Below are 20,198 nucleotides of genomic sequence, written 5' to 3' on the forward strand. Positions count from 1 at the left end.
AGTCCATAGTAATGCCCCATCAACATAGGAATCGAGTATTCCTACCGGGGGTGTTTTTTCTTTTTGGTTTCCGGCGCTTCCGCTTTCATACTAAGTCTCCTGACGACACCGTCATAATGCAATCGGGGCGCCTCCTTTCCGGGAGGCGCCCCGATTTTTCGGTGTGTATCCCGCCTGGGCGGAGGCTGGGATTATTCGGCGTGGTAGGACGTCACGCGCTCGACTTCATCGGCCGCACCGAGGAAGACGGCCACGCGCTGGTGGATCTTCTCGGGAACGATGTCGAGGATGCGCTGGTGGCCGTTCGTGGCGGCGGCGCCGGCATTTTCCATGAGCATGGACATCGGGTTGGCCTCGTACATCAGGCGAAGCTTGCCCGGCTTCGTGAGGTCGCGGTGGTCGCGCGGGTACATGAAGATGCCGCCGCGCTGCAGGATACGGTGCACTTCGGCCACCATGGCGGCGACCCAGCGCATGTTGAAGTCCTTGCCGCGAACGCCGGTCTTGCCTTCGAGGAGCTCGGCGACGTAGCGCTTGACCGGATCCTCCCAGTGGCGCATGTTGGAGCAGTTGATGGCGAATTCCTTGGCGGAGCGGTCGACGCGGACGTCTTCGGCCGTGAGCATGAAGGTGCCGGTCGTCGGGTCAAGCGTGAACATCACGACGCCGCGGCCGAACGTGAGGACGAGCTGGGTCTGCGGACCGTACATGCAGTAGCCTGCGGCGACCTGCTTGGTGCCGGGCATCAGGAAGTCCTCGGCCACGGGCTCGCGCTTCGGGCGAACGGCGGGAAGGACCGAGAAGATCGAGCCGATGGAGACGTTGATGTCGATGTTGGAGGAACCGTCGAGCGGGTCGAAGCAGATCAGGTACGGGCCGATCGGCAGGTCTTCGGGAACGGGAATGACCTCGGGGATCTCTTCGCTCACCATGCCGCAGACGGAGCCCGAAAGGGCGACGGCCTCGACGAAGATGTCGTTGCTGATGATGTCGAGCTTCTTCTGGTCTTCGCCCTGGACGTTTTCGGAGCCGGCCATGCCGAGCACGCCGGCGAGGGCGCCGTTGCGCACCTTGAAGCTGATCGTCTTGCAGGCTTCGGAGACGCTGACGATCAGGCGGGAGAGAACGGGGTCGAGGTCGTGAAGCTGCTGTTCACGGCAGAGATACTGACTGAGAGAAAGGGTGGACACGATGCAATTTCCTCTTATGCGGGATTGTTCAAAGCTTTTTCAACGATTTCGCGAACGCTCACGGAGAGCTTCTCCTGACGTTCCAGATGCTTGAGCGCCTGGAACATGAGGTTCGAGAGCTGCGGCGTGTAGCGGCGCCAGTTTTCGAGACTGCGGGCGACGCGGGAGGCAACCTGCGGGTTGAGGGCGTCGAGCTTGAGCACGCACTCGACCCAGAACTTGTAGCCTTCGCCGTCCAGACGATGGAATTCGGCGGGGTTGTTCATGAAGAAGGCCACGAGCAGCGCGTAGACGTTGTTCGGGTTCGCCATGGAGAAGAAGGGGCTGTTGGCGAGTTCGGAGACGCGGGTGACGACGGGGGCCTCGCCCGCAAAGCACGGGGCGGTCGCCTGAATCGTCAGCCACTTGTTGACGAGAAGCGGCTCGGAGTACCACTCCTTGAGCGCCGAGACGATGGTGTCGTTCTTGGTCGGCGTGCTCGAGCCTGCGATCATGTTGAGCGCGGCGAGGCGGTCCGTCAGGTTGTTGGCCGTGTTGAACTGGTCGCGAACGCGCAGCACCATCGTCTTGTTGCCTGCGGCGACGCCGTAGTAGTAGCAGGTGTTCTTCAGGGCGCGGATGCCGGCGCTCGTCGAGTCGGGAGAGTATTCACCCTCAAGCCTGCAGCCGTCGATGACGCTCACGAGCTTGCTGTGCCAGCGGATGCCGAGGGCTTCGCGGACGATTTCGCGCGCACGGTGGATGGCGGCGGGATCGATGATCGGCATGGCGTCGGCGACGGCGCGCTCGCTCGGGAGCTCCATCGCGACCGCACGGAAGGCGGGCGAAAGGTTGACGTCGTCGATGATGGCGCCGAACGCCTCGAGAAGCGTTGCATTGACGGGAGCCTGGTCGTTGGCGAGAACGGCGCGCACCTGCTCGAGGATCGCCTTCATCATCAGGCGGTTCATGGCCTCCCAGCGGTTGAAGGGATCGCTGTCGGCGCGGGCAAGCAGCGCAAGCGCGTCGGCGTCGAGGCTGACGTCGAGGATGACCGGCGCGGCAAAGCCGCGGTTGAGGCTCGGAACGGGTTTTTCGCGAAGGCCCGAGAAGACCCAGGTCTGGCGTGCGTCCTTGAGCTCGAACATGCGCGTGAGCTGGGCGGAGCCTTCGGACTCGCCTTTGAGCAGAACGGGCATCTCGCGGCCCTCGGCGTCGAGCAACGCGACGGGGAAGGGCATGAGCATCGGTTCCTTGGCGGGCTGGCCCGGCGTGGGCGGCGTGGTCTGCTCGACCGTCATGACGAGCTGGCCCGCCTCGGCGTTCCACTGCGTGGAGACGGCGACGCGCGGGGTGCCTGCCTGAGAGTACCAGCGGCGGAACTGCTGGAGGTCGCGACCCGAGGCCTCCTCCATGGCTTCGAGGAAGGCCTCGCACGTCACGGCGTGGCCGTCGTTGCGGGCGATGTAGAGGTCGAAACCCTTGCGGAAGGTGTCCTTGCCCAGAAGCGTCTGGAGCATGCGGATGACTTCGGCGCCCTTTTCATACACGGTGCTCGTGTAGAAGTTGTCGATCTCCTGATAGCTGTCGGGACGGATCGGGTGGGCCATGGGGCCTGCGTCCTCGGCGAACTGGGCCAGACGTAGCGCCTTGACGTTGCGGATGCGCTCGACCGCGCGGGCGGACTCGTCGCCGAGCATGTCGGCGGAGAACTCCTGATCGCGGAAGACCGTCAGGCCCTCCTTGAGCGTGAGTTGGAACCAGTCGCGGAGCGTGACACGGTCGCCCGTCCAATTGTGGAAGTACTCGTGGCCGACGACGGACTCGATGTTGGCGTAGTCCTGGTCGGTGGCGACCTTCGGATTGGCGAGCGCGTAGCGGGCGTTGAAGATGTTGAGGCCCTTGTTCTCCATGGCGCCGAAGTTGAAGTCGTTCGTCGCCACGATGCGGAAGCCGTCGAGGTCAAGCTCGAGCCCCCAGCGCTCCTCGTCCCAGCGGATGGACTTCTTGAGGCTGTCCATCGTGTGCTGCGTCTTGTCGATGTCCTGCGGCTCGACCCAGACTTCAAGGCTGGCGGTGCGGCCGTCCTTGAGGACGATCGTGTCGCGAAGGGCCTCGAGCCTGCCGGCGACGAGCGCGAAGAGATAGCAGGGCTTCGGGAACGGATCCTCCCAGCGGGCCTCGTGGCGGCCGTCGTCAAGGTCCTTCTCCTCAATGCGGTTGCCGTTGGAGAGCAGCACGGGGTACTGCTCCTTCGACGCGCGGATCACGACGCTGTAGCGGGAGAGGACGTCGGGCCTGTCGAGGAAGTAGGTGATGCGGCGGAAGCCCTGGGCCTCGCACTGGCTCATCAGGTTCTGGCCCGAGGTGTAGATGCCCGAGAGCGCCTTGTTGGCGGACGGGCTGAAGCGGTTGACGACGATGACGTCGCACTCGCGGTCGATGCCGTGGATGGTGAGCAGGTCGTCGCCGAGCGTGTAGCGGGACTCGTCGAGCGGAAGGCCGTCGACGGCGACGCTGACGAGCGTCAGGGTTTCGCCGTTGAGAATGAGATCGGAGGAATGCTGTGCATCGGGATTCGGACGCACGTGCATGGTGTTGATGACGCTCGTGCTGTCGGCGTCAAGGTCAAACTCCAGATGCACCGTGTCGATCAGATGGGACGGCGCGCGGTAGTCGGCGCGGAAGATGGTTTCTGCCATTTGTGCTCGCAATATGTGGACGCGGCGGAGCACGTCCGCCGCTGACAAAGCAATGGGTTTCTAGCGATTGTAGACAAATCGGCGGGGACCTGCCGCCCGCGTCCGCCCGATGCGGGAAAGGCAAAATGCAAAAGACCCCGGCGCTCTTTCGGGCGTCGGGGTCCAGATGATTCGCTTTTCAGGAAATCAGGCTTTCGAAGGGATTACTTCGCAGCGGTTTCCTGAGCCTTGGCCATTTCGGCGTCAGCGGCGGCGTAGTCGTGACCGGCCTTCGGATGGCAGGCCAGGCAGTCGGCAGGCTTCTTCGGATCCTTGTCGAGATTCTGGTGCATCTTGGCGATGAACGGCTTCTTGGCGTTGTGCATGCGGGACAGGTCATGGCAGCCGCGGCAGGCGGAGAAGTTGCGTTCGATCATCTGCTTGTGAACGGCTTCAGCCATTTCCTTGCGCTTTTCGAGCTGCTTTTCATGTGTGCTAAGAGAGCCCTGAATCTGGCCGAGAAGCGAGATGGAGCCGGCACGGGCCTTGTCGAAGAGAAGAGCCGTGTAGTCGAGCGGGCCGACGTGTTCGTTGGAGTGGTTCAGAAGGTGGCAGTCGGAGCAGCCGGCGGTGGCGCCGGAGCCGGTCATGTAGTGCTGGCCCTTTTTGTAGGCGGCGTAGGTGAGATCCATGGAGTGGCAGAATTCGCCGCAGAACTTCGGGCTGCCCGCCCAGTGGACGACGCTCGTGAGGATACCGACGAAGACGATGCCGATGACGGCGCCGATCAGGAGGACGCCGGCGACATACCATTTGCTGTTGTTGGCCATTTTGCTGGAACCTGTTTGTAAGAGCGGCCGGGGGCGGTGTGCGTACCAGGGGGAGCCATCCGGCGCTGTTTAGGGGTGAAAAAGGGCAGACTATGCCTAGGGAAGCAGAGTCTGCACGTGTGTAATCTTATTAAGGTTTATGTAAGGAAGGGTGAGGTGAGCTTGATTGCCGTCAACAAAGGCGCGCTTTCATGGCCTTGAGACGCGCTTGGCCCTTTCCTTCCATCAGTTTCAGGAGTTCAGCGCAATGACCACGGCTTCGGGCGCAACGGTGGCGACGGCGCGCATGCCGATGTGAAGCCCGTGACTGGGTCTGGCGAAGCCCACGATGGTGAGGCCCGAGGGCAGCTGGATGGTGCATTCGCCGCCCTTGTCTTCGCGCTCGCTGCGAAGCACGGCGCCCACGATCTGGTTGTCGCGGCTTTCGACGAGGGCGGGGTTGTCGGCGGAGATGTCCACTGCGGTGGCCTTGCAGAGGGCGAGGACGTGCTTGCCTTCGCGAAGGCCGAGGAGCTGAGCGGACTCCTTCGTGCAGGAGGCGCGGATGTAGTGCGTATCGTCGATGGAGAGGATGAGGCGAACCTGCGCCGAGCCGATCTTCAGCTTCTCGATGACGGCGGGGAACTGGTTGCGCATCGAGGTCCTCAGCGAGCTGACGCCGACGTTCTTGAGCGCGGGAGAGTCCTTGAGACGGAAGCGTACGAGCACCTCGGCGCGGGCGCGGGTCAGCTCGTCGGCTAGCTTCAGCACCTCTTCGCCCGTGGCCGTGAGCCTGGTGCCGCCGCCCTTGTTGCCGCCCACGACCTTCTCGACCAGAGGGGCGCCCGCCAGATTGTTCAGCGTCTCGATGGCCTGCCAGGCGGCCTTGTAGCTCACGCCTGCGCGACGGGCCGCTTCGGAGATGGAGCCGACGTCGCCGATGCGCCTCAGGATGTCAATGCGCTTGTCGGCGAGCTCCGCCATGTGAGTCGCCAAAAGCGTCGGGTCGGCAATCGTTTTGCTCATGCTTGTCTCCGAATGGACTACTTGAAAAATGAGGAAAGTCCCGCTATTCTTCTACGGAATAGCGGAGCCGTCAAGGCCTACACTCAATCTTAGCTTAATGCGGTTCAACACCGCCCATGGAGAAACAATCATGCAGATGAAGAAGCTTGCCGCCGCCCTCATGCTCGCAGGCCTTGCCTGCGCTGTTGCCGCCGAAGAAGTCCGCGTCGCCGTTGCCGCCAACTTCATGGCTCCGATGAAGGAGCTTGCTCCGCTTTATGAAAAGGCCACGGGCGACAAGCTCGTCGTGTCCTACGGCGCCACGGGCGCCTTCTACGCACAGATCAAGAACGGCGCCCCGTTCGACGTGTTACTCGCCGCCGACGCCAAGACACCCGCCAAGGCCGTCAAGGAAGGCCACGGCGTTGCCGGCACCACCTTCACGTATGCCGTGGGCAAGCTCGTCCTCTGGTCCTCCGACGCCGCACTCGTCAAGGACCAGAAGGCCCTTCTCCATCCCGCCGTGAAGAAGGTCGCCGTCGCAGACGCTCGTCTCGCTCCGTACGGCGAGGCCGCCCTTCAGGCGCTCGACGCTCTCAAGATGAAGGAGGCCGTCGAGCCGAAGTTCGTCGTCAGCAACAACATCGGCAAGACCTTCCAGTTCGTGGAGTCGGGCAACACCCAGATCGGCTTCGTTGCGCTTTCCCAGTGCTTCAAGAACGGCGCCTTCACGGGCGGCTCCGGCTGGGTCGTTCCGCAGGACCTCTACAAGCCCATCCTTCAGGATGCCGTCCAGCTCAAGGCAGGCGAGAAGAACGCCGGCGCCAAGCGCTTCCTCGACTACCTGAAGACGAGCAATGAAGCCGCCGCCATCCGCGAAGCCTATGGCTACGGCACGGTCAGGTAAGTCATGCTGACATGGACTGAACTCGGACCCGTGTGGCTGAGCCTGAGGCTCGCGGCCGTCACGACCGTCATTCTCCTCATCATCGGACTGCCGCTTGCGTGGTGGCTCGTGAAAGGCAGGAGCGCGCTCTGCGCGCCGATGAATGCGGTCGTGACCCTGCCTCTGGTGTTGCCGCCGTCCGTCCTGGGCTTCTACATCCTTATCGCCCTCGGGCCCAACGGGCCGATCGGGCAGGTGACGGATGCCCTGGGGCTGGGAACGCTCAACTTCACCTTCACCGGTCTCGTGATCGGTTCGGTGGTGTATTCGCTTCCCTTCATGATCCAGCCCGTCGTCACGGCCTTCGAGGCCATAGGCCCAAGGCCGATGGAGGTGGCGGCAACGCTCGGCTGCCGCCCCTTCGAAGCCTTCTTCCGCGTGATCCTGCCGCTGGCGCGCCACGGCATCATCACGGGCACCCTGATGACCTTTGCACACACGATCGGCGAATTCGGCGTCGTGCTCATGATCGGCGGCAACATCCCTGGATCGACGCAGGTCATCTCAACCGAAATCTACACGTACGTTGAAGCGATGGAGTACGGCAAGGCGCACGTTCTTGCGGGCGGCATGCTGGTCTTCAGCTTCTTCGTTCTTCTGTCCCTCAACTTGCTCAACCGCAAGGAAGGGAGGACCCGATGAGCGGCAGGATCACATTGAATCTGGACCGCGGAACGGACTTCCGCCTTGACGTTTCGTTCGAGATTCCCGACAAGGGCATCACGGTGCTCTTCGGACCCTCGGGCTGCGGCAAGACCACCGTGCTGCGATGCACGGCGGGCCTTGAGCGTGCGGGCGGCAGGGTCGTCGTCGCCGACCGAGTCTGGCAGGACGATGCCAGGAATATCTTTGTCCCGGCCTGGGAGCGCCGCTTGGGATACGTCTTTCAGGAAGCGAGTTTATTCGAGCATCTGAATGTCGAGGGCAATCTCCATTTTGGCCTCAGACACAAGGATGCCCGTGGGGGGCTCGCCCGCTTCTCGGAAGCAGTGGAGCTCCTGGGCATCGGGCATCTTCTCCGGCGCCGCGTGCAGCTTCTCTCCGGCGGCGAACGCCAGAGAGTGGCCATCGCGCGTGCGCTGCTGATGACGCCCGATCTCATTCTCATGGACGAGCCGCTCGCGGCGCTCGACTGGAACCGCAAGCAGGAGATCCTGCCGTGGCTCGAGCGTCTTCGCGACGAGCTCTCCGTTCCCATGCTCTACGTTACTCACTCGGCCGACGAAATGGCCCGCCTTGCGGATCAGGTGATCTGCTTTGAAAATGGGCGGATCGTCGCCGAGGGGTCGCTTGAGGAGGTGCTTCTCGAGCGCTGGCCCGGACAGGGCGAGCAGGGCTCCTCCGTCGTCCTTTCGGGCGTCGTGACCGAGCGGAGCGAAATGTGGTGCACGGCGGTCGTGACGGCGGGTGAGACGGCCTTCGAAGTGCCCGATGCGGGCAGGAACGTGGGCGAGGCTGCGCGCCTGAGGATTCTTGCGCGCGACGTGAGCGTGGCGCTCAGCGAACCGAGGGACACCTCGATCCGAAACGTGCTGCCCGCCGTCGTCATCGGGATGCGAGGCGTTGAGGGCGAGAGCCACGTCATGCTCACGCTCGAGGCGGGCGGTTGCCGCATTCTCTCGCGAATCACCCGTCGCTCGGCGGACGAACTCGGCATCGCCGTCGGCACGCGCCTCTATGCGCAGGTGAAGGCTGCGGCCATCATCGTCTAGCGCCCGCAGGGCGCCCCGAGGGGTGCTTTTGTCGCCAAAAGAACGCCCGCTATATGCAACCCCCTAATCGGTTGGCGAATCCTCAAGAGGCGTTCACTTAAATTTGAAGGCCCCGCTTCTTCTTGCAAGAATGTGCGCTGCGACGATGTCGCAACGTACATTTTTCTTAGGAGTAGCAACGTGCCCTGCCATTTTCTGAAGCTCAGCGACTTTTCCGGTGAAACCCTTCGCTACATGATCGACCGCGCCAAGGTCATCAAGGCGGACCTGAAGGCGGGCAAGCGATATGAACCGTTCGCAGGCAAGGTGCTCATCATGGTGTTCGAAAAGGCGAGCACGCGTACCCGCGTTAGCTTCGAGACGGGCTTCTACCAGCTTGGTGGCAACGTCGTCAATCTGCAGAGCCAGGGCTCCCAGATCGGCCGCTCCGAGTCCATCGCCGACACGGCCCGCGTGATCAGCCGCATGGGCGACCTGATCATGATGCGCACCTTCGGCCAGGACCGTCTTGACGACATGGCCGTTCACAGTCGGGTGCCCGTCATCAACGGTCTCACGAACGAATACCATCCCTGCCAGATCCTCACCGACATCCTCACCTTCGAGGAGCACTGCGGTCCGATCACCGGCAAGACCGTCGCCTGGGTGGGCGACGCCAACAACATGGCCTACACCTGGATCGAGGCCGCCAAGCTGCTCGGCTTCAAGCTCCACTTCTCGAGCCCCAAGGGCTATGAGCTTGATCCCGCCCTGACGCTTGCGGGCGACCATCTCAAGGTCTTCGACGATCCCGTCGAATGCTGCCGCGGCGCCGATCTCGTGACGACCGACGTCTGGACGTCCATGGGCTACGAGGAGGAGAACGCGGTGCGCCGCGAGGCCTTCGCCAAGTGGCAGGTCAACGCCGACTCCATGGCCGCCGCCAATCAGGGCGCCGTCTTCATGCACTGCCTGCCCGCCCACCGCGGCGAGGAAGTCACGGCCGACGTCATCGATGGTCCGCAGTCCGTCGTCTGGGACGAGGCAGAAAACCGCCTGCATGCCCAGAAGGCCATCATGGAATACTGCCTGCTCGGCCGTGTCGAATAAGAACCCTCGAACGACCTGAGAGACAGCGCGCAAGGCCCCGTTCAATCGAGCGGGGCTTTCGCGTTCTTGTCGGATGGGCGCGCATGAAAAGAAAAGCCCCGCTCAATGACTGATGTGGTCCCCGATTCTTGGACAAAGAATTGGGGACCATCTGTATAGGACATAAATGGAAGGGAACAGTTGAAGCTAGAAAGCTGAGGTTTCTCGAGCTCTATGAGGATGGCGCAAGCTATCAAGAGATAATGACCCAGCTTGGGCTGGATGAGCATGATCTTAGGGATTGGCGCGCTACAATTCGTATTTTGGGCGTTTCTCGATTTCTAATGTCACATACCGTCAAAACGACACATTCCTACGAAACCAAGCTGGCAGCAGTCAAAGCTCGCATTGAAGATCAGGTCTCGTACCAAGACATCTTGGCTGCATATGGCGTTGCTCCCAAGCTTCTTCGACGTTGGTGCAAGATTTATAGTGAACATGGCGAAGCAGGTCTGCAACCGAAGAAAAGGGGACGTCAGTTAGGGGCCAAGCAGAAGCCCGTGCAAGAGTTGACCCCCATGGAGAAGCTGGAACTTCGTATCAAGCAACTTGAAGCGGAGAATGCCATCTTAAAAAAAGTCGCGGCCCTGAAAGATTGGCGAAACTGAGCAATCGAGAGAAAGCAGAGATCGTTTATTCTCTTTCAGGGCAACATGATCTTGATCTTCTGTTGAAGATCATTGGGTTGCCCCGGTCGAGCTACTACTATGCCCGTAAACATCCGAAGGCAGCTACACGCCCGGACGTTCATGAGAAGGTCAAGGAAATCTTCAACCGCACGTCAAATGGTTGCGGCCATCGCCAGATCTTCATGCGTTTACGTCGTGAGTTCAACATCGTCATCGCGAAAAAGACGGTATTGAAGGTAATGCGAGAATTGGGGTTGATCTGTAAGATTAGGCGACAGGGGTTTGGAAAGTACAGCTCTTATAAAGGCGACAATCGTACCGTTCCCAATCTCTTGGCACGCGATTTCAAAACAGCCTGCCCCTTCACGAAGATCGGTACCGATGTGACAGAGTTCGCTTTGTCCTTCGGTAAGGTATACCTCGCTCAGGTCGTTGACTTTTACTCCAATGAGATTCTGGCTTTCTCCATCAGTCGATCGCCCAACATGGATCAGCAAGAAGAGATGTTCGACGCGTTGGTGAAGGCGTTACCCCTTGGGGCTAGTCCCATCCTTCACAGCGATATGGGATGGCAATATCAGAATCCTGATTGGATTAAATGGACCAAGGAGCACAACGTCACGCGAAGCATGTCTCGCAAGGGTAACTGTTTGGACAATGCGGCAACAGAGCAGGCATTTGGCCATATGAAGGACGAGTTCTTCAGGGGGCAGTGCTGGGATAGCTTTGACGCCTTCAAGAGCGATCTGACGGCTTATATCGCCCATTGGAACACGAAGAGACCTCAGGAGCGTTTGGATGGATACGCACCATCCGAGTACCGTCAGCGTTATGTTAAAGCGGAATAAGAGCGTTCTCAGCGGTCTGAGAGCGATGAGTCGGGTCAAGGGTTGACCGAAGAAGTTGGAGGGGCCCTTTGGGAGGATCTAAGTTGTTCGGTCGTCCCTTGACGCGCCCCAGATAAAATACGCTATCGGCGTAGCCGGGACTTGCTTGTCCCGGCTATGCCAAGCGGCGAGCGTTAAAATCGGCCGCACTCAACTTGGAGTTTATTTTGTAGTCCAAGTTTCGGGGTCCAGATCAGACGAGCGGGGCTTTTGCCTGAGGATTTAGAGCCGTCCGAAGGGACGGTCCCTTGGCAGGCGGATCTCAAGCGGATCAGCAGCGGCGGGCGAGTTCGACGGCCTTGCCGATGTAGGTGGCGGGCGTGAGTTCCATCAGGGAGGCCTTGGCATCGGCGGGGATGTCGAGGTTGGAGATGAATTCGCGCATCGTTTCCTTGGTGATGCCGTCCTTGCCGCGGGTGAGGGCCTTGAGCTGCTCGTACGGATGCGGCACACCGTAGCGGCGCATCACGGTCTGAACGGCTTCGGCGAGGACTTCCCAGGCGTTGTCGAGGTCGGCGGCGATGACCTGCTCGTTGACCTGGAGCTTGCCGAGGCCGCGCGTCAGGGCGTTGTAGCCGATGAAGCAGTAGCCGAAGGCGACGCCGAGGTTGCGCAGGACGGTGGAGTCCGTCAGGTCGCGCTGCCAGCGGGAGATCGGGAGCTTGCCGGCGAGATGATCGAGAACGGCGTTGGCGAGGCCGAGATTGCCTTCGGAGTTTTCGAAGTCGATCGGGTTGACCTTGTGCGGCATCGTGGAGGAGCCGACTTCGCCTTCACGCAGCTTCTGCTTGAAGAAGTGCATGGAGATGTAGCCCCAGACGTCGCGGTCGAAGTCGATGAGGATCGTGTTGGCGCGTTCGATCTGGTGGAAGAGCTCGGCCATGTAGTCATGCGGCTCGATCTGGATCGTGTGCGTGTTGAACGTCACGCCGAGGCGTTCCTCGACGACTTTGCGGGAGTGGGCTTCCCAGTCGTATTCCGGATAGGAGACGAGGTGGGCGTTGTAGTTGCCGACGGCGCCGTTCATCTTGGCGTAGATCTTGACGGCACGGATGGCTTCGATCACGCGTTCAAGACGCACGGCGACGTTGGCGAATTCCTTGCCGACCGTCGTCGGAGAGGCGGTCTGGCCGTGCGTGCGGGAGAGCATCGGGATTTCGGCCCACTGGTGGGCGAAGCCTGCGATCGTGTCATGGATCTGCTGGAGGTAGTCGGCGAGGGCTTCGCGACCGCGCTTGAGCATGATGGCGTGGCTCGTGTTGTTGATGTCCTCGGACGTGCAAGAGAAGTGCACAAACTCGGAGGCGGACTTGAGCTCTTCGTCGTGGGCGACCTGGTTCTTGATCCAGTACTCGACGGCCTTCACGTCATGGTTCGTCGTCTTTTCGATTTCCTTGATGGCTTCGCAGTCGGCGAGCGAGAAGTTGTCGGCGAGGCCGCGCAGGAAGGCCTTGCCGTGGTCGCTGAGGTGCGGAAGTTCAGCAAAGCCGGCTTCGGAAAGACTGATGAGCCACTCCACTTCGACACGAACGCGGGCGTTCATGAAGGCGCATTCGGAGAAGATGTCGCGAAGCGCGTCGGTCTGGCGGGCATAGCGGCCGTCGATCGGGGAGAGGGCGGTAAGGGGATTCAGTTCCATGTCGGAAAACCTCGGGTGAAAAAAGAAAAAACGGCGTCCGCTGCGCAGGAGGGGCCGCAGGGAGCGGCGGGCGGAACGGACAAAAGGCAATCCTTGTATTTTAGCAGTCCGTTTCGCGTGCGTCTTCCCGACGGGCCGTCTTCGGCACGGGGGCACCGTGCAGGGAAAAGTGTCCTCAGCAGGCGTGTTCCTGCGGGATGACGCCTCTTTTTGCCCTACAATCGGACTTGCGCGTTCGGGGTATCGGCCTTTCAGGGGCCGGTTGAGAAACACCCGTCGCACCGGATCAGGTTCAGACCTGCGTCGGGAAACGCTGCGGACAAATCGACATCCGGCCTTCGAAGGAAGGCCCACGGCACCGTTCTCTTCGCCGGTCGCGCCCTCACTTCAATTCTTCTGGAGCGCGATTATGCACAACCACTTCCATTCCAATCCCGACCTGCGCCCCGCTGGCGAACGCTTCTTCGTGAGGAGCGAGGCGGGCGAGGACGTCCCTCTGCGCCGCATCAGGCTTTCCGACACGCCCGAATGCTTCGGCGGCGGCAGGAATCCCGACTTCTTCATGACCGACGTCACGGGCGGCTACGGCGCCGCCGATGCGGGCGAGACGGTCGAGCTCGTGCGCCGCGAGCGCCCCGAACCTGGCAGCCCCACGCAGCTCGCCGCCGCGCGAGCGGGCGTCGTGACGCCTGAAATGGCCTATGCGGCCGCACGCGAAAACGCCAATCTCGAAGGTTTCGCCGCCTCGCTCTCCGAGCCGGGACTTGAGCGCGTGCGCGACAGGCTCATGCCGCTTCTCGAACGCGTCGAGCCTTGGACGGGCGAGCGCGTCAGGGCCCGCGTGGCTGCCCGACAGGCCGTCATCCCCGCCGCTTTCACGCATCCCGAGGTCGAGCCCACCGTCATCGGCCGCCACTTCGCCACCAAGGTCAACGCCAATGTCGGCACTTCCGCCTCGTCCTCCGACTGGCGCGAGGAAGGCCGCAAGATGCAGGAGGCGCTCGCCAGAGGCGCGGACACCGTGATGGACCTCTCGACCGGCAGGTGCATCCGCGAGACCCGCGAGATGATCCTGCGCGGCTCGCCCGTGCCCGTCGGCACCGTGCCGCTTTACGAAACGCTCGAGCGCGCAGGCGGCGATCCGCTCGCGCTCTCCTGGGAGATCTTCAGGGACGTCCTGGAGGACCAGGCCAGGGCGGGCGTCGACTACATGACGATCCACGCTGGGCTCCTCCTGCCCCACGTCGAGCTTACGCGCAGCCGCCTGACGGGCATCGTCTCCCGAGGAGGCGGCATGATGGCCAGGTGGATGAAGGCCTTCGGCAGGGAGAACTTCCTCTACGAGCACTTTGACGAGATCCTCGACATTGCGGCGCACTACGACCTGACGCTCTCGCTCGGCGACGGCCTGCGCTCGGGCAGCCTCTACGACGGCAACGATGCGGCGCAGTTCGCCGAACTCAGGACGCTCGGGGAGCTCAACCGCAGGGCGGGTGCTCGCGACGTGCAAGTGATGATCGAGGGGCCCGGCCACATTCCGATGCCCGGCGTCGAGCTCAACCAGCTCAATGAGCGCGAGTGGTGCGATGACGCGCCCTTCTACACGCTCGGGCCGCTCGTGAGCGACGTCGGTGCGGGCTACGACCACATCACGGCCGCCATCGGCGGCGCCATGATCGCGGGGGCGGGCACGGCGATGCTCTGCTACGTGACGCCCAAGGAGCATCTCGGCCTTCCCGATGCGAACGACGTGCGCGAGGGCATGGCCGCATTCCGCATCGCGGCCCATGCGGCCGACATCGCCCGAGGCGTGCCCGGTGCGATCCTGCGCGACCACCTCATGAGCATGGCCCGCTTTGAATTCCGCTGGCCCGACCAGTTCGCCCTTGCCGTGGATCCCGCCAGGGCCCGTGCCTTCCATGACGAGACGCTTCCCGGGGCCGCCGCCCAGAAGGCTCACTTCTGCAGCATGTGCGGCCCGAAGTTCTGTCCGATGAAGCTCGCGCACGAGCTCTTCAAGGATTGATCGGAGCGGGGCAGCCGCGAATGAAAAAAAAACGGGAGTCCGTTTGCGGACTCCCGTTTTTTCATGGAAATTTGGCGCAAAAACCTCTGTGAGGCAGGGGGGAGGTTAGTCCTCGGTCTTCTCTTTGGCCTTCTTCTCGCTTTTCTCTTCGCTCTTCTTGCTCTGCTTACCGCGGGCGGGCTGGAGCTTGCAGAACTGCACGGGGCTCGTGTCGAGTTTGGTGCGCGCGAGTTCGTAGAGGATGCCGATCGGCGCGCGGTCTTCAAGGCGCTTCGTGATGTTGGCGCGGTGAGATTCGACCGTTCGCGTCGAAAGAAAGAGCTTTTCGGCGATCTCGCCGTTCTTCAGGCCCTGACAGACCAGATCGAAGATCTGTGTCTCGCGCTTGGAGAACTGGCGGAGCATGTGGCGCACGCGCGTCTTGCAGACCTCGAGAAGGGAGGCGTCTCGTGCGGCGTTGATCTTCACGAGAAGGTCGTCAGGATCGACGGGCTTCTCCATGAAGGAGATCGCGCCGTTCTCCATGGCTTCGACGGCCGTGCGGATAGTGCCGTGGCCGGAAAGCACGATGACCTTGATGGGGCTGTCGAGATCGCGAAGGCGCTTCAGAACCTCGATGCCGCTCATGCCGGGCATGGTCAGGTCGACGACGAGGCAGCCGGGCTGGTCCGTTTCGACGAGGTTGAAGAAGTCTTCGCCGCTGGCGTAGGTGCGTGCATCGATGCCGTGCGTCGCAAGAGCAAAGCGGATCGAATAGCGGACCTCGTCGTCGTCGACGACCCAGACGGGGATTTCCTCCTGCGTCAGGTCCTTCTTCATGGCCTTCTCTTCGGAACTATCAGTGATGGGCATATTTCAATTAATATCGCTTGAGCAGGCCTGCGGCGTACGGATGTACGGGAGACGAACGCGGCCGCGAATATCATTCAATGCTACCAAAAAAGAGGTCGTCTGAGTGCCCTCGCTGGGATGCCTGCGATGTCAGGACGCACGTACGCGAGAGCATGTCAGGACGAAAACGCCATGATGAAGGGCAAGCCGATGATTGAGAGAAGCAGGGAGCCGCTCTTTGACGATGCGCCGCGTCCGGACGCGCCCGTCTCGGGCGAGCCGCCCCGCAGGAGCGTGCTCGAGGCTTCGGCACGTCTTTCGAGGCTCGTGCGTCTGGGCACGCTCGGCTTCGGGCGGCCGTACTGGCGCGGCACCATATACTCGGCCTCGAGCGGCGCGCTCCGCATGAAGGGACTAGACGGCCTGTCCGTGCTCGCGCGAACGCCCTGGCTGGGCTGCGTCTGCCTCGAGCGCGGATACCTCCATCCCCATTCACAGGCGGAGCTTGCCGTTCTGGCGTCCGCCGTTCCCGCCGACTTCCGCTTCATCGTGCGCGCGCCCGCGCTCGTGACGAGCGTCTTCGTGCACGACAGACGCGGCCGTGCAGGCGGCCTCAACAGGGAGTTCCTCAACGTGGCGGCCGCCGCAGCCTTCGTGAGAAGCTGCACGGACGGACTCGGCGAGAAGCTCGGCGGCGTGCTCTTCGACTTCGGGCCCTATCCGTCCTCGCAGATGAAGACGCTTCAGGGCAGGCAGAAGGCCGTGGAGGAGCTGGGTGCCTTCGCAGAGGGGCTGGTGCGGGAGCTGGGCTCTGCGGACGCCGCCCCCGTGCTCGCCTTCGAGGTGAGAAATCCGACGCTGCTCACGCCGCGCCTCATGGCGCTCCTGAGAAACTTCGGCATCAGGCCCGTGATGGGACTCAATGAGGGCATGCCCGGACTGCAGCGCCAGATGCGGGCGCTTGCCGCCTGCGACGCGCAGGATCCCTCGGATCCCGACTGGAGGCTTTCGGGGCCGCTCTTCGTGCGTTGGCATCGTTCGGGCCCGCTTTCGCCTGTCTTCGTGAGGGACCCGGAAAGCAAAAGTGCGGGCGACCCCGTCACCCGCACTCTGATTGCATCCCTCGTCATGCGCGCCGTTCGCAGCGGCGTGCCCGCCTACGTGCTGGCGGGCGACGATGCCGAAGGCGATGCGCCGCGCACGCTTCTGGACATCCTGGCCTCGCTCGACGGCATGCGCGCCGCCGGGCTCAGGCGCTGACGTCCTACCAGCGGGAGAGCGGCTGGCGTTCGTCGTTGCCCATGCCGATGTCCTGATAGTTGACGGGCGTGTCGGGCGTTCCCACGAGCACGAAGCAGAGCAGGCGCTCGCAGGTCGGATCGTAAAGGCCGTCGGGGGCGGGGAAGTCCTTGGCGGAGACTGCCTTCGCGGCAAAGCCCTGGGCATGCAGGCCTGCAAGGAAGTTCATGAGCGAGGCGCCTGCCGTCATCAGGCGTTCGTCGGCGTCTCGGTCCTGGGAGTCGGGGGAGAGGCCCGTGCCCACGAGCGCCATGCACATCGGCGCCTTCAGGGCCTTGCCGCGGGCCTTGGCGCGCATCTCCTCGTCGGCGTCCGCAGGCAGAACCGATTCGAAGAGGTCGGCGAGACGGTCGCGGGAGGAGATCTCGACCCAGCGGAAGGGAAGCGTCTCCTGATGGCAGGGCACGCGGCAGGCGGCCGTCACGGCCAGACGCAGGGCGCCCACGTCAGGGGCGGGAATGACGAGATGCTTGGCGCCAAGGGAGTGGCGCGACAGGATCATTTTGAAGAAACTTTCATTCACGGCGTAAATCTCCGACATTGCCGGCTGGAAAACGTGCGGCCGGACACGCAGAATATTATGCTATGAAGACAAGAACATTCAGGAGGCCACTGCATGCGCAGCCTTTGGGACATTTCCCCTTCCGTAAGCACCCGAGCGCCCGTATTCCCGGGCGACACGCCGTTCCAGGTCCTCTGGAACGAGCGCATCAACGACGGCGGAGTTGCCAACATCTCGACGATCCACATGTCGCCGCACGTGGGCGCGCATGTCGACGCCCCGATGCATCTCGACAGCGGCGCCGTGGACGTCGCCACGCTCAGGCTCGAGCGCTTCATCGGCCGCTGCCGCGTCATCGACCTGAGCGGTGCGGACACGACAGAGCCCGTCAGCCGCGAGGAACTCTCGAGCGCCTGCTTCCACGAGCGCGTCCTCATCAAGACCCGCAGGACCGCGCCCGAGCGTTGGACGGAGGACTTCAGGTCCGTCTCTCCCGGCGCCGTGCGCATGCTCCTCGAGTCGGGCGTGATGCTCATAGGGCTCGACACCCCGAGCATCGACCCCGCCGACAGCACGCTCCTGCTTTCGCACCGCGTGGCCCTTCAGGGCGGCATCTCCATCATCGAGAACCTCGACCTGAGCCAGGTCGAGGCGGGCGATTACGAGCTCATTGCGCTGCCCCTCAAGCTCGAGGGCGTCGAGGCCAGTCCCGTGCGCGCCGTCCTGCGCTCCGTTGCACATCGATGAGGTGGCGTCATGAGCGGAAAGGTTTTTGAGCAGCCCCTTCGCATTCGCTGGAACCACTGTGATCCGGCGGGCATCGTCTACCATCCCCAGTACTTCGTGATGCTCAACAACGCCATGGAGGACTTCTTCCGCGAGTGTGCGGGCCTGAGCTACGAGGAGAGCCTCGTCGAGGGCTACGGGTTCCCGATCGCGGGGATCCGGTGCGACTTCTGCGCTCCGAGCCGATGCGGGGATGACTGCGTGCTGCGCATGTGGATCGAGAGCATCGGCACGACGTCCGTGCGCTTCGCCATGACGATCCACGCGGGCGACGAATGCAGGCTCGCCTGCATCGAGACGGCGGTCTGCGCCGCACGCGAGGGCGACGCCGTCGTCAAGCGTCCGATTCCCGGCGAAATGAGAGGGCGCCTCGAGGAGTATCTCAAGGCGCCTGAAGTTCCGGAGCTGGCCCTCAGGGCCTGACGCTCCCGTCGAGCTTCTGCAGGACGGCGTTGTCCGTCCAGAGGAGCCTGAGAATGCGCTCGCGCGCCTCATTGGCGTCCGTCGTGCAGAAGATGCGCGCGGGCGCCTTTTTCGTGTCGTTGAGGAGGCCCGGCTCGTCAAGGCGGCGCTTGAGCTGACGCGCGACGGCGGGGGCGGGATCGATGAGCCTGATGCCCGGTCCCGCAGTGAGGCGGATGGCATCGGAGAGGAAGGGATAGTGCGTGCAGCCGAGAACGAGCGTATCGGCGCCCGCCTCGACGAGCGGCTCCACGTACTCCCTGAGAAGGGCCATCGTGTGCGGCGTGCGGAATTCGCCCGCTTCCACGCAGTCCATGAGGCCGGGGCACGGACAGTCAATGATCCTGACCTCCTTGGGGGCGATGGACTTGAGGTGGCGGTATTTGGCGCTTGCGAGCGTCTTCGTCGTCGCCATCACGCCGATGATGCCCGTCCTGGTCGTGCGGGCGCCGGGAAGCACGGCGGGCTCGATGCCCACGACGGGCATGGAGAGCTCGGCGCGCAGGCTTTCCGCACAGACGGCCGTGGCCGTGTTGCAGGCGATGACGATGGCCTTCACGTCCTTCCTGAGAAGGTGTGAGACGAGCGCATGCGTGCGCTCGAGAATGAAGTCGTCCGTTCTGTCGCCCCAGGGGGCGAAGCCGCAGTCGGCGGCGTAGACGAGGTTTTCCTGCGGAAGCAGCTCGGCGACGGCGCGGGCGACGGAGAGGCCTCCGAAGCCCGAGTCGAGAATGCCGACGGGACGGGTGTCCGTCATGACGAAAGCTCCTTGGGTGCGGCCTTCCTGCGCGGAGGCCTGATTTCGCCGCAGAGAATGCCGCCCACGATCAGGACGCCGCCGATGATGCCCGCCGTTCCGAGGCTTTCGCCTGCGAACCAACCGATGATGGCGGCAAAGACGCTCTCCATGGCGAAGATGACGGCCGCGCGGCTCGCAGGTACGTAGCGCTGCGCCCAGGAGAGCAGCACCTGCACGAAGGCGACGATGACGGCAAGCCAGAGGATGCCGCCCACCACCGTCGTGTTGAAGGTCGTCTCCTTGAGCGGGACGCCTGCCGCTGTGGCGACGGCCAGGCCGACGGCTGCAAAGACGGCGGTGAAGAAAAGCTGGGTGAATGCGAGCTGCCTCGCCTGAGTGCCCGGCGCGACGCGGCCCACCACCATGATTTCGACAGCGGAGATGAGGGCCGAGAGAATCGTGACCCACTCGCCCCAGTTGTTCGAGAAGCTGAGCGTGAAGGGGTTGGCGAGCAGGACGAGGCCCGCAAACGCCATCATCACGCCGAAGACGGCTCCCTTAGTGGGCGCCTTGCCGAAGACCACCCAGACGAGAAGCGGCGTGATCGGCACGTAGAGCGCCGTGAGAAAGCCAGACTCGGAGCTCTGCAGGGTCATGAGGCCCGCGGCGTTCGTCGTGTAGCCCAGATAGATGAGGAAGGCGCAGGCCGCCCCCGCCTTCCAGGTGCGCTTGGGAATGTCCGCAATCCGCCCCTTGAGCATGAGCAGGACGAAGAAGGCGGCCACGCCAAACCTGAGCATCACGAGCGTGAGCGGGTTCGTGTACTCGAGCGCGGAGCCGACCGTGATGAAGGAGCTCCCCCAGAAGAAGGTGGCGAGGACGAGCGCCAGCACGGGCATGATCGGCTGGTGGTGGGTTTCCAATGTCGACTTATGCATCTTTCAGAAA

19 protein-coding genes and 1 riboswitch are annotated in these 20,198 nt (G+C 62.9%); of the genes, 10 read left to right on the top strand and 9 right to left on the bottom strand.

What is annotated here, in order from left to right; genetic code table 11:
* Positions 1-191: 191 nt before the first annotated feature.
* The 4 genes from HMPREF9465_RS11600 to HMPREF9465_RS11615 form a co-directional block, all read right to left on the bottom strand.
* Entirely contained in the window at positions 192-1,190 is a 999-nt protein-coding gene (locus HMPREF9465_RS11600) for a class 1 fructose-bisphosphatase (RefSeq protein WP_005437229.1), read from the bottom strand.
* Positions 1,191-1,204: 14 nt separating this feature from the next.
* The gene (gene pepN / locus HMPREF9465_RS11605) at positions 1,205-3,871 is read right to left on the bottom strand and encodes an aminopeptidase N (protein ID WP_005437230.1); all 2,667 of its coding nucleotides are present in this window, start codon (positions 3,869-3,871) and stop codon (positions 1,205-1,207) included.
* Positions 3,872-4,074: 203 nt separating this feature from the next.
* The gene (locus HMPREF9465_RS11610; RefSeq protein ID WP_005437231.1) at positions 4,075-4,680 is read right to left on the bottom strand and encodes a NapC/NirT family cytochrome c; all 606 of its coding nucleotides are present in this window, start codon (positions 4,678-4,680) and stop codon (positions 4,075-4,077) included.
* 231 nt (positions 4,681-4,911) lie between these two features.
* Positions 4,912-5,685 (bottom strand): TOBE domain-containing protein, encoded by a 774-nt coding sequence (locus tag HMPREF9465_RS11615; protein WP_005437233.1) that lies wholly within the window; start codon positions 5,683-5,685, stop codon positions 4,912-4,914.
* Positions 5,686-5,815: 130 nt separating this feature from the next.
* Between HMPREF9465_RS11615 and modA the strand changes: the two genes are divergently transcribed.
* From modA to HMPREF9465_RS11645, 6 genes are all read left to right on the top strand, one after another.
* Positions 5,816-6,571, top strand: coding sequence for a molybdate ABC transporter substrate-binding protein (modA, locus tag HMPREF9465_RS11620; RefSeq protein WP_005437234.1), 756 nt, complete (start codon positions 5,816-5,818; stop codon positions 6,569-6,571).
* A 3-nt stretch (positions 6,572-6,574) separates the two neighbouring features.
* Positions 6,575-7,252: a molybdate ABC transporter permease subunit gene (gene modB / locus HMPREF9465_RS11625; protein WP_005437235.1), complete on the top strand. Its 678-nt coding sequence runs from the start codon at positions 6,575-6,577 to the stop codon at positions 7,250-7,252.
* Positions 7,249-8,322, top strand: a complete 1,074-nt coding sequence (modC, locus tag HMPREF9465_RS11630; protein ID WP_005437236.1) for a molybdenum ABC transporter ATP-binding protein — start codon at positions 7,249-7,251, stop codon at positions 8,320-8,322. Before modB ends, modC begins: the two co-directional genes overlap by 4 nt.
* Positions 8,323-8,502: 180 nt before the next feature.
* A complete protein-coding gene (argF, locus tag HMPREF9465_RS11635) occupies positions 8,503-9,411 on the top strand; it encodes an ornithine carbamoyltransferase (RefSeq protein ID WP_005437237.1) in 909 nt (302 codons plus the stop codon).
* 128 nt (positions 9,412-9,539) lie between these two features.
* Positions 9,540-10,058: a helix-turn-helix domain-containing protein gene (locus tag HMPREF9465_RS11640; RefSeq protein ID WP_038007964.1), complete on the top strand. Its 519-nt coding sequence runs from the start codon at positions 9,540-9,542 to the stop codon at positions 10,056-10,058.
* Positions 10,046-10,927, top strand: coding sequence for an IS3 family transposase (locus tag HMPREF9465_RS11645; RefSeq protein WP_147645179.1), 882 nt, complete (start codon positions 10,046-10,048; stop codon positions 10,925-10,927). Before HMPREF9465_RS11640 ends, HMPREF9465_RS11645 begins: the two co-directional genes overlap by 13 nt.
* Before the next feature lie 310 nt (positions 10,928-11,237).
* Here HMPREF9465_RS11645 and purB read toward each other — a convergent pair whose 3' ends face one another.
* A complete protein-coding gene (gene purB / locus HMPREF9465_RS11650) occupies positions 11,238-12,605 on the bottom strand; it encodes an adenylosuccinate lyase (RefSeq protein ID WP_005437238.1) in 1,368 nt (455 codons plus the stop codon).
* Between the two features lie 226 nt (positions 12,606-12,831).
* Positions 12,832-12,931, top strand: a riboswitch (TPP riboswitch).
* Between the two features lie 83 nt (positions 12,932-13,014).
* Here purB and thiC point away from each other — a divergent pair.
* On the top strand, positions 13,015-14,631 hold the full coding sequence (thiC, locus tag HMPREF9465_RS11655; RefSeq protein WP_005437239.1) for a phosphomethylpyrimidine synthase ThiC: 1,617 nt from the start codon (positions 13,015-13,017) through the stop codon (positions 14,629-14,631).
* Between the two features lie 105 nt (positions 14,632-14,736).
* On the opposite strand, the gene HMPREF9465_RS11660 is transcribed toward thiC, so the two are convergent.
* Entirely contained in the window at positions 14,737-15,450 is a 714-nt protein-coding gene (locus HMPREF9465_RS11660) for a response regulator transcription factor (RefSeq protein WP_005437241.1), read from the bottom strand.
* 204 nt (positions 15,451-15,654) lie between these two features.
* Here HMPREF9465_RS11660 and HMPREF9465_RS11665 point away from each other — a divergent pair, with 204 nt between their 5' ends.
* On the top strand, positions 15,655-16,722 hold the full coding sequence (locus HMPREF9465_RS11665; RefSeq protein WP_005437243.1) for a DUF72 domain-containing protein: 1,068 nt from the start codon (positions 15,655-15,657) through the stop codon (positions 16,720-16,722).
* Positions 16,723-16,726: 4 nt separating this feature from the next.
* Here the strand turns inward: HMPREF9465_RS11665 and HMPREF9465_RS12610 are convergent, their stop codons facing one another.
* Positions 16,727-17,284 (bottom strand): hypothetical protein, encoded by a 558-nt coding sequence (locus HMPREF9465_RS12610; RefSeq protein ID WP_147645397.1) that lies wholly within the window; start codon positions 17,282-17,284, stop codon positions 16,727-16,729.
* 93 nt (positions 17,285-17,377) lie between these two features.
* Between HMPREF9465_RS12610 and HMPREF9465_RS11675 the strand changes: the two genes are divergently transcribed.
* Together HMPREF9465_RS11675 and HMPREF9465_RS11680 are read left to right on the top strand one after the other, a co-directional pair.
* A complete protein-coding gene (locus HMPREF9465_RS11675; RefSeq protein ID WP_005437246.1) occupies positions 17,378-18,010 on the top strand; it encodes a cyclase family protein in 633 nt (210 codons plus the stop codon).
* Positions 18,011-18,019: 9 nt separating this feature from the next.
* Positions 18,020-18,472 (top strand): acyl-CoA thioesterase, encoded by a 453-nt coding sequence (locus tag HMPREF9465_RS11680; RefSeq protein ID WP_005437247.1) that lies wholly within the window; start codon positions 18,020-18,022, stop codon positions 18,470-18,472.
* On the opposite strand, the gene murI is transcribed toward HMPREF9465_RS11680, so the two are convergent.
* The gene (gene murI, locus HMPREF9465_RS11685; RefSeq protein ID WP_005437249.1) at positions 18,462-19,268 is read right to left on the bottom strand and encodes a glutamate racemase; all 807 of its coding nucleotides are present in this window, start codon (positions 19,266-19,268) and stop codon (positions 18,462-18,464) included. The two genes, HMPREF9465_RS11680 and murI, sit on opposite strands and share 11 nt — an antisense overlap.
* Positions 19,265-20,188 (bottom strand): DMT family transporter, encoded by a 924-nt coding sequence (locus HMPREF9465_RS11690; RefSeq protein WP_005437258.1) that lies wholly within the window; start codon positions 20,186-20,188, stop codon positions 19,265-19,267. Before HMPREF9465_RS11690 ends, murI begins: the two co-directional genes overlap by 4 nt.
* Between the last annotated feature and the right edge of the window lie 10 nt (positions 20,189-20,198).

The organism is Sutterella wadsworthensis 2_1_59BFAA, assembly GCF_000297775.1.
Taxonomy (GTDB): Bacteria; Pseudomonadota; Gammaproteobacteria; order Burkholderiales; family Burkholderiaceae_F; genus Sutterella; species Sutterella wadsworthensis_A.

Coding starts and splice junctions, on each gene's coding strand:
- pepN (WP_005437230.1), bottom strand. CDS start 3,871: ATGGCAGAAACCATCTTCCGCGCCGACTACCGCGCGCCGTCCCATCTG.
- HMPREF9465_RS11610 (WP_005437231.1), bottom strand. CDS start 4,680: ATGGCCAACAACAGCAAATGGTATGTCGCCGGCGTCCTCCTGATCGGC.
- HMPREF9465_RS11615 (WP_005437233.1), bottom strand. CDS start 5,685: ATGAGCAAAACGATTGCCGACCCGACGCTTTTGGCGACTCACATGGCG.
- modA (WP_005437234.1), top strand. CDS start 5,816: ATGCAGATGAAGAAGCTTGCCGCCGCCCTCATGCTCGCAGGCCTTGCC.
- modB (WP_005437235.1), top strand. CDS start 6,575: ATGCTGACATGGACTGAACTCGGACCCGTGTGGCTGAGCCTGAGGCTC.
- modC (WP_005437236.1), top strand. CDS start 7,249: ATGAGCGGCAGGATCACATTGAATCTGGACCGCGGAACGGACTTCCGC.
- purB (WP_005437238.1), bottom strand. CDS start 12,605: ATGGAACTGAATCCCCTTACCGCCCTCTCCCCGATCGACGGCCGCTAT.
- thiC (WP_005437239.1), top strand. CDS start 13,015: ATGCACAACCACTTCCATTCCAATCCCGACCTGCGCCCCGCTGGCGAA.
- HMPREF9465_RS11660 (WP_005437241.1), bottom strand. CDS start 15,450: ATGAAGAAGGACCTGACGCAGGAGGAAATCCCCGTCTGGGTCGTCGAC.
- HMPREF9465_RS11665 (WP_005437243.1), top strand. CDS start 15,655: ATGATGAAGGGCAAGCCGATGATTGAGAGAAGCAGGGAGCCGCTCTTT.
- HMPREF9465_RS11675 (WP_005437246.1), top strand. CDS start 17,378: ATGCGCAGCCTTTGGGACATTTCCCCTTCCGTAAGCACCCGAGCGCCC.
- HMPREF9465_RS11680 (WP_005437247.1), top strand. CDS start 18,020: ATGAGCGGAAAGGTTTTTGAGCAGCCCCTTCGCATTCGCTGGAACCAC.
- murI (WP_005437249.1), bottom strand. CDS start 19,268: ATGACGGACACCCGTCCCGTCGGCATTCTCGACTCGGGCTTCGGAGGC.
- HMPREF9465_RS11690 (WP_005437258.1), bottom strand. CDS start 20,188: ATGCATAAGTCGACATTGGAAACCCACCACCAGCCGATCATGCCCGTG.